This window comes from Nostoc sp., assembly GCF_036917375.1.
Lineage (GTDB): Bacteria > Cyanobacteriota > Cyanobacteriia > Cyanobacteriales > Nostocaceae > Nostoc.
Window position 1 is genome coordinate 129,073 of record NZ_JBALDN010000015.1, and the last position, 14,547, is coordinate 143,619.

Annotated in this window: 12 protein-coding genes; 6 read left to right on the forward strand and 6 right to left on the reverse strand. The window is 46.1% G+C overall.

Annotation, left to right across the window (positions count from 1 at the left end; all coding sequences use genetic code 11):
- Positions 1 to 37: 37 nt before the first annotated feature.
- The 5 genes from V7K45_RS03690 (at position 38) to V7K45_RS03710 (ending at position 4,543) form a co-directional block, all read left to right on the forward strand.
- Entirely contained in the window at positions 38 to 1,069 is a 1,032-nt protein-coding gene (locus V7K45_RS03690) for a FecCD family ABC transporter permease (protein WP_335000493.1), read from the forward strand.
- On the forward strand, positions 1,066 to 2,118 hold the full coding sequence (locus V7K45_RS03695; protein WP_335000495.1) for a FecCD family ABC transporter permease: 1,053 nt from the start codon (positions 1,066 to 1,068) through the stop codon (positions 2,116 to 2,118). The genes V7K45_RS03690 and V7K45_RS03695 overlap by 4 nt, the downstream gene beginning before the upstream one ends.
- A gap of 100 nt (positions 2,119 to 2,218) precedes the next feature.
- Positions 2,219 to 2,359, forward strand: coding sequence for a hypothetical protein (locus V7K45_RS03700; protein WP_335000497.1), 141 nt, complete (start codon positions 2,219 to 2,221; stop codon positions 2,357 to 2,359).
- A gap of 59 nt (positions 2,360 to 2,418) precedes the next feature.
- On the forward strand, positions 2,419 to 3,240 hold the full coding sequence (locus V7K45_RS03705) for an ABC transporter ATP-binding protein (RefSeq protein ID WP_335000499.1): 822 nt from the start codon (positions 2,419 to 2,421) through the stop codon (positions 3,238 to 3,240).
- A 167-nt stretch (positions 3,241 to 3,407) separates the two neighbouring features.
- A protein-coding gene (locus V7K45_RS03710; RefSeq protein ID WP_335000501.1) for an IS630 family transposase occupies positions 3,408 to 4,543 on the forward strand; the annotation gives its coding sequence in 2 pieces (ribosomal slippage) (positions 3,408 to 3,828 and positions 3,828 to 4,543; 1,137 coding nt in all).
- An 8-nt stretch (positions 4,544 to 4,551) separates the two neighbouring features.
- Here the strand turns inward: V7K45_RS03710 and V7K45_RS03715 are convergent.
- From V7K45_RS03715 to V7K45_RS03725, 3 genes are all read right to left on the reverse strand, one after another.
- On the reverse strand, positions 4,552 to 4,947 hold the full coding sequence (locus V7K45_RS03715; RefSeq protein WP_335000503.1) for a DUF6130 family protein: 396 nt from the start codon (positions 4,945 to 4,947) through the stop codon (positions 4,552 to 4,554).
- A gap of 309 nt (positions 4,948 to 5,256) precedes the next feature.
- On the reverse strand, positions 5,257 to 6,372 hold the full coding sequence (locus V7K45_RS03720) for an alpha/beta hydrolase (RefSeq protein WP_335000505.1): 1,116 nt from the start codon (positions 6,370 to 6,372) through the stop codon (positions 5,257 to 5,259).
- A gap of 45 nt (positions 6,373 to 6,417) precedes the next feature.
- Positions 6,418 to 7,857 (reverse strand): NAD(P)/FAD-dependent oxidoreductase, encoded by a 1,440-nt coding sequence (locus V7K45_RS03725; RefSeq protein ID WP_335000507.1) that lies wholly within the window; start codon positions 7,855 to 7,857, stop codon positions 6,418 to 6,420.
- Positions 7,858 to 8,021: 164 nt separating this feature from the next.
- On the opposite strand from V7K45_RS03725, the gene V7K45_RS03730 reads away from it, so the two are divergent.
- Positions 8,022 to 8,258, forward strand: a complete 237-nt coding sequence (locus V7K45_RS03730) for a hypothetical protein (RefSeq protein WP_335000509.1) — start codon at positions 8,022 to 8,024, stop codon at positions 8,256 to 8,258.
- Positions 8,259 to 8,481: 223 nt separating this feature from the next.
- Here V7K45_RS03730 and V7K45_RS03735 read toward each other — a convergent pair whose 3' ends face one another.
- From V7K45_RS03735 to V7K45_RS03745, 3 genes are all read right to left on the reverse strand, one after another.
- Positions 8,482 to 9,501: an NADP-dependent oxidoreductase gene (locus tag V7K45_RS03735; protein ID WP_335000511.1), complete on the reverse strand. Its 1,020-nt coding sequence runs from the start codon at positions 9,499 to 9,501 to the stop codon at positions 8,482 to 8,484.
- A gap of 66 nt (positions 9,502 to 9,567) precedes the next feature.
- Positions 9,568 to 9,813, reverse strand: a complete 246-nt coding sequence (locus V7K45_RS03740) for a hypothetical protein (protein ID WP_335000513.1) — start codon at positions 9,811 to 9,813, stop codon at positions 9,568 to 9,570.
- A gap of 99 nt (positions 9,814 to 9,912) precedes the next feature.
- A complete protein-coding gene (locus V7K45_RS03745; protein ID WP_335000515.1) occupies positions 9,913 to 14,178 on the reverse strand; it encodes a PAS domain-containing protein in 4,266 nt (1,421 codons plus the stop codon).
- Between the last annotated feature and the right edge of the window lie 369 nt (positions 14,179 to 14,547).

A 14,547-nucleotide genomic window follows, 5' to 3' on the forward strand; every position in this document is an offset into this window, starting at 1 on the left:
ACAACAATTACACTGCTTGAAGCCAGTAATTTGAACAATGAGTAGATCGGTTCCCTCACCAGCCAGAGGATTTTTATCATTCCTAACATTTCCCATTGCGGGTTTAATTGTCGGATTGCTAATTCTTCTGATTTGTCTAATTTTCAGCGTTTCATTTGGCGCAGCAGATATTCCCCTGCATCAGATCCTTACTGCGTTTATTCAGTTTGACGGTTCCAGAGAACATTTAATTATTCAAACTGTTCGCTTACCGCGATCGCTTTTAGCAATGTTGGTGGGTGCTGCAATGTCTACCGCTGGTGCAATTATGCAGGGTGTGACTCGTAACCCATTAGCCGATCCTGGTATTTTGGGGGTAAATGCAGGTGCAGCTTTTGCTGTAGTCATTAGTATTTTTCTATTTGGAACATCCGCACCAAGTGTTTATATTTGGTGTGCGTTTATTGGTGCAGGTGTCGCGGTTGTCAGTGTCTATATTTTTGCTTCTTTGGGACGTAACGGTATAACTCCCTTAAATTTGACAATTGCAGGTGCCGCTATTAGTAGCTTACTTTCTTCACTCACAACAGGAATTTTAATAGTCAGTCAGCGAACTTTGGAAGAAATTCGCTTTTGGTTGGCTGGTTCCTTGGCAGGTATGAATGAAGGTATTATTTTTCAAGTCTTGCCTTACATTTTTAGTGGCACAATCTTGGCATTTGGTTTAGCAAGACAAATCACTATTTTAAGTCTCGGAGAAGATATTGCTAAAGGTTTGGGTCAACAAACTTTATGGATAAAAATTGCCGCTGCTGTTAGTGTTTTACTTTTAGAAGGTAGTTCCGTTGCTGCTGCGGGGTCAATTGGATTTATTGGATTAGTTATACCCCATATTGTTAGGTTTGTAGTTGGGGCGGATTACCGTTGGATATTACCTTATAGTGCAATTTATGGGGGAATATTGCTGTTATTGTCCGATATATTGGCGCGATTATTAATTCGACCACAAGAAATACCTGTGGGAATTATGACAGCTTTAGTTGGTGCGCCATTCTTCGTTTACTTAGCCAAATATCAAGTAAAAAAATGAAGAAAAATTCATTGATTTTTCGTTCTACAAAACTAGGATTTTCCTTTCGGATTCAAAACCAAGTTCCCAGCATTTTATTTATCTTGATAATGATCGCCTTAGCAGCGATGGTAATTAACACTTCAGTGGGAGAATATCCAACACCGCCACTAGCTGTAATTCAAACTGTACTGGGAATAGATACAGTAAATCCTGATTATGCTTTTGTAATTAATACTCTACGTTTGCCCAGAATCTTAACCGCTTGTTTGGTCGGGATGGCTTTAGCAATTTCTGGCACGATCGTGCAAAGTTTAACTCGAAATTCTTTAGCTGACCCCGGAATTATTGGTATTAATTCAGGTGCAAGCCTTGCAGCGGTAAGTGTAATTGTATTATTACCAAATTTTCCAGCAGGAATTTTACCTTTATCAGCTTTTGTAGGTGCGTTAGTTGCATCTTTATTAATTTACTTTTTAGCATGGGATCGGGGGCTTCATCCCGTTCGCTTAATTTTAATTGGTGTGGGAATTTCGGCTGTAGCTAGTGCTTTTACTAGTTTAATCGTGACATTTGGTCAAATTGACGATGTAAGTCAGGCTTTAGTTTGGTTAGCTGGTAGCGTTTACGGTAGAACTTGGGAACAGGTTTTTGCTTTTTTACCTTGGATAGTTATATTTGTACCTTTGGCTTTAATCAAAGCACCAGAATTAAATGCTTTAAATTTAGGAGATGATATTGCTAAAGGTCTAGGTAATAAAGTTGAATGGCAGCGTAGTTTATTATTATTAATTAGTGCAGCACTTTCTGGTGCAGCAGTCGCAACTGCGGGAACAATTGGATTTGTGGGATTAATTGCGCCCCATATAGCCCGTCAATTAGTAGGTGGAAATCATCAAGGTTTGATTCCAGTAGCGGGAATGACAGGAGCAATGATTGTGGTTTTATCTGATTTTATCGGCAGAATGATTTTTGCTCCTATCGAAATTCCTTGTGGAATTGTTACTGCTGTGATTGGTGCCCCATATTTTATTTATTTATTAATTAACAATCGAAAAAGTAAGACATAATTCAGTATACTTAATACTAAGTAAATAGAAATAAATTCTTTTTTAGGTGTAGCATTAATAAAAGCGAATAGTGTGATATATCATCTCTAGGTAATTAGTTATGATTCTCATAGTACTTGCACCCTACGCGCCAGTTGCTCATGCCATGACCGCGCTGGCTTCCTTTAATCCCCTATCTACCTGTGGGAAGGGGAAACGTGCTAATTTCGTGGGGTGGGATTCTTTGGGTTTAATTAAGTAATCAAGCAGATATGATATTACATACTTACAAAATTATCAAAGATTCTCTTAAGTTTAATTATGTCAATGTCATTATTGAGCGATAATTTACATTACCAACTGTCAGCGAAGAATTTGACTTTGGGTTACGATCATATAACTATTATTAAGCATTTAGATTTAGATATATCACCAGGAAAAATAACTGCTTTAGTTGGTGCAAATGGCTCTGGAAAATCCACTTTATTACGGGGTTTAGCCAGATTATTAAAACCTCGTGTTGGCACAATTTTTTTAGATACAACAGATGTATTTAAGCTATCAACAAAAGAGGTTGCTAAAAAATTAGGAATTCTTACCCAAGGCCCCGTTTCACCAGAAGGATTAACCGTTCGAGATTTGGTAGCTTGTGGAAGGTTTCCTTATCAAAATTGGTTGCAGCAGTGGACAAAAGAAGACGAAAAATTAGTAGAACTAGCGTTAGAGATTACTGGGATTAAACATTTGGCAGAACGCGAGTTAGATACTCTTTCCGGTGGACAGCGACAACGTGCTTGGATTGCAATGGCACTAGCTCAAGATACAGATATTTTATTGTTGGATGAACCAACTACTTTTTTAGATTTGGCACACCAAATAGAAGTTTTAGATTTATTGTATGATTTGAACCAAAACCAGCAACGAACGATTGTCATGGTGTTACATGATTTGAATCACGCCTGTCGTTATGCTGATTATTTGGTAGCGGTGAAAGAAGGTCAAATTTTTGCTGTTGGCGAACCTAATTTGACGATCACTGAGAAGATGGTAAAGGAGGTGTTTGGATTAGAATGTCGGGTTATCCCAGACCCAGTTTCCGGTACACCGATGTGTATACCAATAGGAAGAAAGGGGAGAACGTAGAAACAAATCAAAACCTTACACAGTAGAATCCAGTTCAGTTAAGCATTTCTTCTTTCTTGTGTTGCATAGTAGGGAATAATTTTTCTGACTAGTAGTCTGGCAAGTCAACAATGCTTGGTGAGACAGATTTTTGATAAGCTATTTGAAGTGTGGCTGCGGGTAACATCATGGCAAAGAAGTATACAGTAAATTTGAGTAAAGAAGAAGTAGAAAAACTGCGATCGCTAATCAAAACAGGCAAGAGTAAAGCAAGGAGTATGACTCGCGCCCATATACTGTTGATGGCATGGGAGGGAGAAATTGACAAAGCGATCGCAGAATGTCTAAGAGTACACGTTTCAACCGTAGAGCGTACTCGTGCGAGATACGTAGAGGGAGGAATTGAATTAGCTGTACAAGACCGGCCTCATCCACCAAAACAACGAAAATTAGATGGTGAACAACAAGCATTTCTGATTGCAACAGCTTGTTCTAAAGCACCATCAGGAAGAAATCGTTGGACGATGAAACTATTAGCAGAGCGCATAGTAAGTTTAAACATCGTAGATTCAGTTTCTAAAGAAACTGTTCGTTCCTATTTAAAAAAAACGAAATTAAACCTTGGTTAAAGGAACAATGGTGCATTCCCAAAGTAGATGCCGAGTATGTTTTACGGATGGAAGATTTACTAGATTTATATAGCCAACCAGATGACCCAAAACATCCAGTAATTTGTTTCGATGAACGCCCATATCCTTTATTAGAGGATATTAGAGAACCGTTACCACCTGAACCAGAGCAACCTCTTCGTTATGACTACGAGTATAAACGCAATGGGAGTGTCAATTTATTTGCAATTTTTGAACCTCATAAAGGTTGGCGGCATATTGAGGTTACACAACAGAGAACGAAAAAAGATTTCGCTTTACAAATGAAGAATTTAGTAGATATTCATTGTCCACAAGCCGAATCAATTCGTCTGGTAGTTGATAACCTCAACACACATAATCCAGCTGCTTTGTACGAATTCTTTCCACCAGAAGAAGCACGTCGAATTGTCCAAAAACTAGAATTTCACTACACGCCTAAGCATGGGAGTTGGCTAAATCAAGTTGAGATTGAGTTATCCGTTTTAGCACGTCAATGCTTAGAAAGACGAATTGCTGACGTTCAAACACTATCTCAAGAAATCGCTTCTTGGCAGAGCGATCGCAATTCTAGTAAAGCAAGTGTAAATTGGCGCTTTAAAATTACGGATGCACGTAAGAAAATGGGACGGTTATATCCGGATGTCTCACCAAGCATTGTTGACTTGCCAGACTAGTAGTTTTTTCATGATGATTTCTTAGAATAGGGCAGCGTAAACTCCACAGTTTCGCTAGTGATTACTTTGTGCGTGGGGTCAGCTAGTTCGATCAGCACCTTGTGTACGCCAGGTTCTAGTCCGACCAAGATGATCGTTTCTCCACTGGCATCGACAAAGTGCCACGGCGCGTCGTCAACGGTGATGTGGATATGACCGATGCGCGGCGATACTTCGAGGGCACCTTTGCCAAACACTGGCAACACACGCAAATTCTCCGTCCGGTACTGGATGAAGACGCGTCCCTGTGCTAGCGGTTCGGGAAGCGGTGGATCGACAATCAGCTTGGGTGGTGCTTCGTTTTCAATCGCAATCAACGGTGATGATCCGATAATGTCTCTAGCGCTCGGTGTGTGGCTGTTCATAGCAGGTAATTACCTGAGAGTAGTTTGTATTACGGTCAAATGGCACTAAAATAAGCCGAAAGTCTTGTTTCACCTCGTTCCCAGCCTACAGGCTGGGAATGTATTTCGAGAGGCTCTGCCTCTCATCAACCCTTTGGAGGCGGAGCATATCAGAATTAGTTCCTAGCCTGGAGGCTTGTTCCAGTCACGGCAAGGGCTATGTCTTAACTTAGTCCCATTCCGCTTTACCCTTTTCCCCTGCGCTAACTCGGTAAGCAGCAAAGCGATGGAAGAGCGTCTTTTCCTTTCCCCAAAAACATCGATCGCATCCTATTGCAGATGTTTCTTCAATTGAGCAGCAGCTTGAACAAACAGAGAGCGGACTTGTGGCAGCTCGGCTAAACCATTGAGCAGTCCAAAGTCATGAATCATGCCGTTGTACTGCACCGTTGTCACCTCTACCCCAGCTTCATCGAGCTTGCGTCCGTAGGCTGTGCCTTCGTCATGCAAAATATCGCTCTCTGCAACCACAATTAATGCTGGAGGCAAGCCTTTGAGTTGCTCAACCGTCGCTTGTAAAGGAGATGCGTAGATGTCTTTGCGCTTTTCTGGGTCAGGGATATACATATCATACATCCACTTCATCGTGGGTACGGTTAAGTACCGTTTATCGCCGAATTGATGATAAGAATTCGTTTCAAAATCGGCATCGACGATCGGCCACATCATGATATGTAGCTTGATGTGTGGCCCTCCGTTTTCTTTCGCCTTCAAAATAGTGACTACTGTCATATTTCCGCCGACACTGTTGCCGACCACTGCCAGATTCTTGCCATCCACCCCAATCTCCTCACCATGCTCGGCAACCCATTTGGTCGCAGCATAAATCTCATTGATCGCCTGTGGGTACTGAGCATCTGGCGTGCGCGTGTAGTTGACAAAGACCCCTGCAAACCCTGAAAGCACAACCAGATCGCGAACCATGCGCTTGTGTGTTGGATAATCACCCAACACCCAACCACCACCATGAATAAAGATGAAAACAGGCAATGTGCCTTTGACGCCTTCCGGTCGCACGATATTGAGCGTAATCGAATAACCGTCAGCGATAATTTTCTTCTCAGACTCTTCAATGCCTGAAAGGTCTACTGGAACAGAAGCCTGTGCATCCGCGAGTACTTGACGTGCTTCGATTGCAGTGAGTGTCTCCAGTGGCACACCTCCTGAATTCAGCACTTTCAAAAATTCCTTCACCCCACTAGAAAGACGTGGATCGTTTGCAACTTCCAAAATTTTTGTTGCTGGCGAGTTTGTTTGAGCAACCATGACATTCTCCTTTGATAAGTAGTAAACAATCTGTTGAAATGACACTGCTAAGTGAATTGATTTAACAGTGATAGTTGATTCAGCAGTGATTGTGAAATGGCAATCACTTTCTACTGACATCGTTTCCCAGCCGGAATTATTCTTACTGGTGAAAAGGTTGTTGACCTAGCGGGTCGCTGCCTCGATCGGTTGTTTCCACACCGCAGCAGCATAGAGCGAGTTCTCAAAGTCGGGGGCGATATCGCCTGTGATACGTGCCTCATGATGCGCCCAGTCCTCAAAGAACAAGTCGTGACTGATGCACGATACTATTGCAGGTATGTCGCGGCGGATGCTAAATATGTCACCAATTGGCAAGCCAAAGCTGACGAAACCAGCAGGATTAAATACATGAATGTCTTTCAGGTAAGGGGCAGTGCCAGGTACTTTTTCTAGGTATTCGCGGGCGTTACCGAAGTAAGGGTGGGTTCCCAAATAGTCGTCGCGCAGGTCTTCTGGTGGCTCGTAGCGATCGCGCCAAAGGGCAATGTGCTGGGCAAAGTCGGCTAGTTCAGGACGCTTTGTTGGGTCAACGAAGTAACCAGTGCCAGCGATCGCAAAATCAAACTCGAAAACATCATCATTCACCTGGGTGACAATGCGATTGCCCATTTCCCGTGCCGATTTCACCTGTGCTGATAAGTGTATGTGAAAGTTCGGGAAGGCGATCGCTCGCTCAATCGCGTTCCGTGATGGCGTGGAGCCTGCTTGACGAAAGCGCCAAGCTTGGAACCATCGGGCTGCATCGGGTAGTTGGGGATAGTTGCAGTAAGCACCAGGGTATTCCCGTATCCGAAGGATTGGTAGAGATGGAAGCGCCGACCGCCGTACAAACAGGTGTACTGCTTTGGCTCCCGATTCCAGCGCCACTCCTGCGGCATTGAAAGCTGAAGCCGCCCCACCCAGCACCGCCACAGTCTTACCGCGCAGTGCTTCAAAATCGATGGCATCGGCGGTATGTGCGTACAGGGTGCGTGGTAAGTCAGCCAGTACTGGAGGTATGTATGCACCACCAGTGCCAGCCACACCATTGGCGAAGATAATTTTGCGCGTAGTCTCTAAGAGCGGGACACCGTTTACCTCAAGATGTAGGCGGAAGAAACCTGCGGCTGGTTCAATCCGCACCAACTTCGTCCGGTAACGAACCTGGATACAGAGGAAGTGCCGATACCAGCTGAGGTACTCAGCCCATGTCACTCGCCTAATGCGATCGATCGCCGCGTAAGCTTCCGCACCATGCCGCGCTTCGTACCAGGCTTGAAAGGATAATTCTGGGATGCCTAGTTCTGGGCCAGGCACATTTTTCGGCGTGCGGAGCTTTTCCATCCGCGCTCGTGTCAGCCACACGCCTGCATGAGCCTCGTCATCGGCTGCATCGATTGCCGTCACGCGACCGATACCAGCACGCCGTAGCGCAAATGCAAAGGCGCTACCGCTGCCGCTGCCACCGATTATAGTGACATTGCGATCAATGCCAGGGCGATCGGGCACCCAGTTTTCGGGATCGGGGCCGAGCAGGCGTAGTGCCTCGCAAGCAGCAAAATCGGAATCGGTCATTGTTGTCATGTCGATCTCCTCATATCTCGTTGCGATGGATGGAAAAATCGGAATAGCAAACAATTAAGCTGTTAAGCTAACGCGCCTACATATTGCACAAACTCCGTGTAGACCATCATTAGTCATTAGTCATTTGTGTTTACTAAGGACAAAGGACAACCTCACCAGTTGATATGCAATCTTATTTGCGTAACAGCTTAGTAGGTTTCAATACTTATTCCACTTCATCAGCACCCCATCTACGCAAACAATCCCCCAGCATGGAAACTTCACCAACAACTTCTCGATCGCGATCGCAAGCGTCGCGTCATCCCTTCAGCACGAGAGCAAGAATTCAAACCCCGGATTCTGCCCCGAATTCGCCGCAACGCGTGAGCGTAAAACCCCCGAATTATATTCGGGGGATATAAGTACTTTTTACGAGCGTTAGAGATTGCTTATACACTTATTTCTTCCTTTTCCTCTGCCTCCTCTGCAACGCCAGCTAACCCATCTCACTGTTAGAGCATTGCTCCCGACAGGGGTGAGCCTTGCTCACTCCTATCTCCCCCAAATTATCGTTCAAATCACAGTCGCTACCGCTACAAAGAGAGCAATTGCGGACGTAATTGATAATTGATTCAAAAAGTATGCTTATCGTGTCGGATCGTCGCTGACTTGAACAATCAGCTTGCCGAAGTTTTTCCCTTGTAGTAAGCCGATGAGGGCGTGCGGGGCGTTTTCCAGTTTCTGTACAACATCTTCCTTGTACTTGAGCTTACCTTCTTGCAACCACCCAGAAACATCTTTGACAAACTCTGCCTGCCGATGTTGGTAATCACCCACAAGAAATCCTTTGATTAACGCCCGTTTAACCAACAGCGGCATTAAATTAGGGCCAGGAGGAGAATTTTCGGCATTATACTGTGAGATTAAACCAACCAATGGAATTCTTGCTCCTTGATTAATGTGCTGCAACACCGCTTCTAAAATCGGGCCAGCTGTATTGTCAAAGTAAATATCCACCCCGTTCGGACAAGCAGCTTTTAGGGCTGAACTCAGTTCTTGAGTTTTATGGTTAATACAGGCATCAAACCCTAATTCTTTTACCACATAATTGCATTTTGCATCACTCCCAGCCACTCCCACCACCCGACAGCCTTTGATTTTGGCAATTTGACCCACTACAGAACCGACTGCACCAGAGGCGGCAGAAACAACAACCGTTTCGCCAGTTTTGGGTTGCCCAACATCAAGCAGAGCAAAATATGCCGTCATTCCGGGCATTCCTGTTACGCCCAACGCATAGGAAATGCGAGCTTGATTGGGGTCAAGCTTACGCAAAGTTTCGCCTTTCGATATGCCATAGGCTTGCCAGCCGTCATAACCAAGCACAAAATCTCCGGTTGAAAATTGGGGATGGTTAGATTTCATCACTTGGCTAACTGTGCCACCGACCATCACAGACCCCAGTTCTACTGGAGCAGCATAAGACTCGCGATCGCTCATACGACCGCGCATATAAGGGTCAAGGGACAGGTAGATCGTCCGATTGAGGACTTCACCTTCCCCTGGTTCTGGAATTGCTGTTTCGACAAGAGCAAAGTCGCTCTCTTTCGGTTCTCCAAGCGGACGGCTTTTAAGTAAGATTTGTTGGTTAATTGAACTAGTCATTGGTTGTGCCTGCTTATTTACTCATTTTTTCTATCAAAACTACAAGTCGTCTTGAAAGCACCCTTATTACAGTAGCTTGTCTGATGTAATGAGCAGATTAGTCTCTTTACTAGTCAATTCCGCCCAGTAGTCCTGTTTGATTACCTCATATTCTTGGGCAACATCCCAAAACTCCTGCCAGCTACACGTAGGCTTTGACAGCACCCGTCTGATATCACTAACCGCTTGAGGTAACATTGACAATTGCTTGGCTCGATAGGCAATCGCCGAAGGCGGGTCTTCGACCATCGCAGTGAATATTTTGGTAAACACTACTTAGCCTATGGTGTCCTCAAATATAGTACTAAAGCCTGGAATCCCCCCAGAAAACTGGGTTTCTCCAAAACGAATCGCACTTACTTGTATCTCGGCTCAATATCGGTTTGATTTAAGCAGGCTCACGATCGCGCTGACGAATTGTTCTGGCTCCAGCGGTTTCCTTAGGTGCATCTGAAATCCAGCTTGAAGTGTTCTTTTCTGGTCGATTTCTGCGGCATAAGCCGTCAGCGCGATCGCGGGAGTCGCTCCTCCCTGAGTTGGTGGACGCGATCGAATCTGCTGCATCAGCATATAGCCATCGATTTGAGGCATCCCGATATCACTGACAATCACATCTGGAATTAACCGATCCAGCACCTGCAACGCTTCTAAGCCAGAGACAGCCGCGACCACTTTTGCCCCGTTTTGCTCCAGCAGGAAAGCTTGAAATTCGCGGGTATCCGTATCGTCATCCACCAGCAAAATTTGAACATTTTTTAAGAGCGTTTCTGAGTCTGCTTGAGTCTGGATTGGCTCAGGAACGAGCAGTATTGCCTGTTGCAGCGTCGGCAATTGCACAATAAAGGTGGTACCTCGCTCCTCACCCTGACTCTTTGCTTTGACCGTGCCACCATGTAGTTCTACAATTTGCCGAACGATCGCCAGTCCCAATCCCAAACCGCCAAACCTGCGGGTGGTTGAGGCGTCTTCTTGCCGAAAATACTCAAACACATGAGGCAAAAATTGCGGATTGATTCCCTTTCCAGTATCAATGACTCGAATTTGAGCCATCTGATTGCGAAGCTTGCTGCCTTCGGCATCGACTCGCCTCAGTTCAACCGTCACCTGTCCGCCGTTAGCAGTAAATTTAATGGCATTAGTCAGCAGGTTCCAGACTACTTGCTGAAGTCGGGCAGCATCGCCAGAAATAGGAGTAACTTCCGAATCAAGGTCAAGTGTAATTTGAATATTCTTCGCGCCTGCCGCCAAACTCACAGTTTCAATCGCAGCAGAAATCACAAATGCCAAATTGACCGGAGCCGCTGTTAAGGTGAGCTTGCCCTGCATGATCCGGGAAATGTCAAGCAAGTCCTCGATCAGTTGCGATTGCAGTTTAGCATTGCGCTCGATCGTTGCTAAGGCTTCAATTTGACGGGCTGGAGTGAGTTTGCCGTTTTGCAGTAGGCGCGTCCAACCTAAGATTGGGTTGAGAGGCGATCGCAATTCATGCGACAGCACTGCCAAAAACTCATCCTTGATCCGGTTGGCGCGGTCGGCTTCCGTTCGGGCGGCTTGTTCGCGGGCAAGGAGTTGTTCGCGTTCGGCCTCAATGCGTTTTTGCTCAGTGATATTGAGTACAGTGCCAATAAAACGTTGCGGGTTTCCATCTGCATCAAAGTAAGCCTGTCCTCTTGCTGCAATCCACCGTTCCACCCTATCCTCAATCCCAATCGTCCGATATTCTACGTTATACTTGCCTCTGCTTGCTGGGTTCAAAGTCCATTGCACTACCTGTTCTAGTCGTTGGCGATCTTCAGGGTGCAGTCCGGCAAAAAAGACCTCAATGCTGCTTTCGGCTTTTGGTGGTAAGCCAAACATGGCTTTGCAACCCTCATCCCAAATCAATTGATTGGTAATCAGATTCCAGTCCCAGGTGCCTAATTGGGCAGACTCGATCGCCATGCGGAAGCGGTTTTCACTGTCGCGCAGGGCTGCTTGGGTCTGCCGTTGCTCAATCAGGTCAGCAGCTTGGCGAGCAAGTAAATCAAGAAACCGCAACTCGCGATCGCTGGGTCGGTGGTACTCTCGCCAATGCGTGGAAACCATGCCGATCGGTTTACCAGAACGGGCGATCAGCGGGGTGGACTGCCCAAAGAGGTATCCAGCCTCCACATGTATTCGCAATGAACCATCAGGGTCTTCGCTCTCCGGCACATCGAAGTCAATGAAGGTGCGATTGCCATTCCTGAGGGCGATGCCGCAAGACGTGTTAGAACTGATATTTACGCGGTAAAAATGCTCAGTCATGTTTGGCTCAAATCCCTGGGTGGCAAGCAGCAGCAAGTCTTGTGTCACGGTATCGAGAATTTGCACCGTTCCGGCATCTGCTCCTGTAAGCACGATAGCGGTTGCCATAATCTTGTCATAAAGTACCTGAATATCGGTTTCGTTAATGAGTTGTACGCTTAAGTCATGCAACAGTTGTGTATCTCGAAGGTCGGCTGCAATGGCTGCTTCTGCCTGTTTGCGATCGGTGATATCTCGCGCCACGCAGTAGAGGAGTCCTTGCTCAATAAAGGGGACAACATTCCACGAAATCCAGCGGTAGGAACCATCACAAGCGCGGTAACGGTTTTCAAACTCGATCGTGGGCTTGCCCTGGGCAACGACTTGGGCTTCAGCTATCGTCTTTGCTCGATCGTCTGGATGCACAAATTCGATGTAAGGCTGTGCGCCTAGCTCTTGTAGAGTGTATCCGAGCGTTTCTGTCCAGGCTGGATTTAGCTGGATGAAGTACCCATTTTTGTCAATGGTCGCCAGCATATCGTGGGACATCTGGAAGAAGCGATCGCGGTCTGACTCAGCCCGTTTGCGCTCGGTAATATCGGCAAGCGCACCGGGAAATGCAATCGGGTTGCCTGCGGTATCATATTCAACCTGCCCGCGTGCAGTGAGCCAACGCTCCTCGCCAGTGGCAGTATGAACGCGGTATTCAGCCGTATACTTCTCTCCCGTCTCGATCGCCTGCTGGATGGCGGCTAAAACGCGAGGACGGTCTGACTCATGCATCGAGTTGATAAAGAACTCGATTGGCAACCCTGCCGTCGTTGCGTCTGCTGGGTCTACGTCAAACAGGTGAGCTAAGGCAGCATTGACAACAACGCGATCGGCCGGAATGTTCCAACGCCACGTATAGACCGATCCTGCCGCTAAAGCAGACTCCAACTGCACGTGCGCTTCTTGCAGCACCATTTCTGCTTGCAGGCGTTCGGCTTCTGCTTGTTTAGAATCGGTAATATCTCGTGAAATTGCCACCAGTTGCACAACCTGTCCAGAAGCATCTCGCACAGGTGCGATCCGACTATCCCACCACTTCGGTGTGCCTTTGGCAGTGGCGAGATAACCTTGGAATTGTCCGATGTTGCCCAGGGTAGCAGCTGCGATCGCAGCTTGGGCATTCTCGTAATCTTTGCCCTGCCAGCGATCGACCCAAATTGTATTCAAGATAGTAGTCGGCTCATCGATTTCCAAGAGACACAGCCCACCGGGACTGATGTAGACGATTTCGCTGTTCAACGTTAAAACTTTGATGCAGTCTCTACTGCTGTCGAGAATGCGTTGCTTTAGCTCCTCAGATTCGTGTAGGGCAATTTCTACTTGCTGACGCTCTAGTTCTGTCGCAATCCGATCGGCGCAGACTTTTAGCAACGATTCTGCTAGATGCACATTCTCTAGTGGCTCACCATCCATCACCCCTAATAACCCTAAAGGTGTGCCATTCGAGTCAAAGAAGGGAGTCGCTACATAACTTTCGATCGCAAGCTGTTTAAGCAAGGGCGCATTCGGAAATTGAGCCTGCACATTGCGCGGGTAGCAGCAAACTTTTCCCTGCTCAAGCACTTCCCAGCATGGTGTATCTTGCAGGAAATATTCAAAGTTTTCCACGATTCGACCGTGAGCGTAAGTGGCGATCGTTCTCAGCCGTTTGAGCTCATCACTCTCGACCAAGCCAATGTAGACATAATCGGTGTCTAAAACATTGGCAAAGTGCTGTACCAATGCATCAAAAAAAGCACTACCTGTTACTGTCGCTACGCCTTGCGTGATTTCCAACAGCGCCGCATCGACTTGAGCAATTTTGTGAGATGCCAATCTCAGTTCCAGTTCATCGACTACCATTGCTGCCAGATCCACCAGAGTGGCTTGCTGCTCTTTGCTCAAAGGGTCGTGGGGCTGACTGTCGAGCAGACACAGTGTTCCCAGATTGAAGCCATCTTGACTGAGCAGGGGCGCACCCGCATAAAACCGTACTTCCGGTTCAATCTGCACAAAAGAATTGCAGGCAAAGCGATCGTCGAGTCGAGTATCAGGAATAATCAGTGGCTCGTCTGTTAACACCGCAAAGCTGCATGTATCATCACGCGGTACTTCGCGGGCATCAAAACCAACGCAGGACTTAAACCAGGCTCTTGATTCATCAACCAGAAAAATTAGCACGGTCGGCATATTAAACAGCCGTGCTGCCAACCTAGTAATTCGATCGAATGCTACTTCCGGAGGGGTATCAAGAACCCTGTAGCGATGCAGCGCGGACAACCGCTGTGTCTCGTTTGCAGGAACAGACTTAATTAATCGCTTTTGTGGCAATGCCTCAGACATATTTTAATGAAGGCGCTGTATCTGGCGTTTAGTAGTGGAATTTCTTCTCCTACCCAAGCTAATCACAAAGGTTTAGATACTCTCATGTTACCTTACTCGTCGAGACGTGAGACGTTCAACTCTGATGAGTAACCGAAAAATGTATAGCTGTTTTAGGGGGTAAATGAGCAATCGATACTGTTGGCGAACTTAACAATTCACTGGAGAGAAGATAGGAAGTTAGTGAATTGACAGAGCCTATAAATGAAAGTGTACAGTGACTTTGTTATTTTTAGTCTCGGTGTTTTTTTGTGACTTTTTTGCTGATTCTAAATCAATCTTAGCGATCGCCTTGTCCTGCTACCCGATCGCAGTCCTGCCTTTTCGGAG

Excerpts from the sequence above, each read along its gene's own strand:
- V7K45_RS03690 (WP_335000493.1), top strand. The coding sequence starts at position 38 with ATGAGTAGATCGGTTCCCTCACCAGCCAGAGGATTTTTATCATTCCTA.
- V7K45_RS03745 (WP_335000515.1), bottom strand. The coding sequence starts at position 14,178 with ATGTCTGAGGCATTGCCACAAAAGCGATTAATTAAGTCTGTTCCTGCA.
- V7K45_RS03725 (WP_335000507.1), bottom strand. The coding sequence starts at position 7,857 with ATGACAACAATGACCGATTCCGATTTTGCTGCTTGCGAGGCACTACGC.
- V7K45_RS03730 (WP_335000509.1), top strand. The coding sequence starts at position 8,022 with ATGCAATCTTATTTGCGTAACAGCTTAGTAGGTTTCAATACTTATTCC.
- V7K45_RS03700 (WP_335000497.1), top strand. The coding sequence starts at position 2,219 with ATGATTCTCATAGTACTTGCACCCTACGCGCCAGTTGCTCATGCCATG.
- V7K45_RS03720 (WP_335000505.1), bottom strand. The coding sequence starts at position 6,372 with ATGTCAGTAGAAAGTGATTGCCATTTCACAATCACTGCTGAATCAACT.
- V7K45_RS03735 (WP_335000511.1), bottom strand. The coding sequence starts at position 9,501 with ATGACTAGTTCAATTAACCAACAAATCTTACTTAAAAGCCGTCCGCTT.
- V7K45_RS03715 (WP_335000503.1), bottom strand. The coding sequence starts at position 4,947 with ATGAACAGCCACACACCGAGCGCTAGAGACATTATCGGATCATCACCG.
- V7K45_RS03705 (WP_335000499.1), top strand. The coding sequence starts at position 2,419 with ATGTCAATGTCATTATTGAGCGATAATTTACATTACCAACTGTCAGCG.
- V7K45_RS03695 (WP_335000495.1), top strand. The coding sequence starts at position 1,066 with ATGAAGAAAAATTCATTGATTTTTCGTTCTACAAAACTAGGATTTTCC.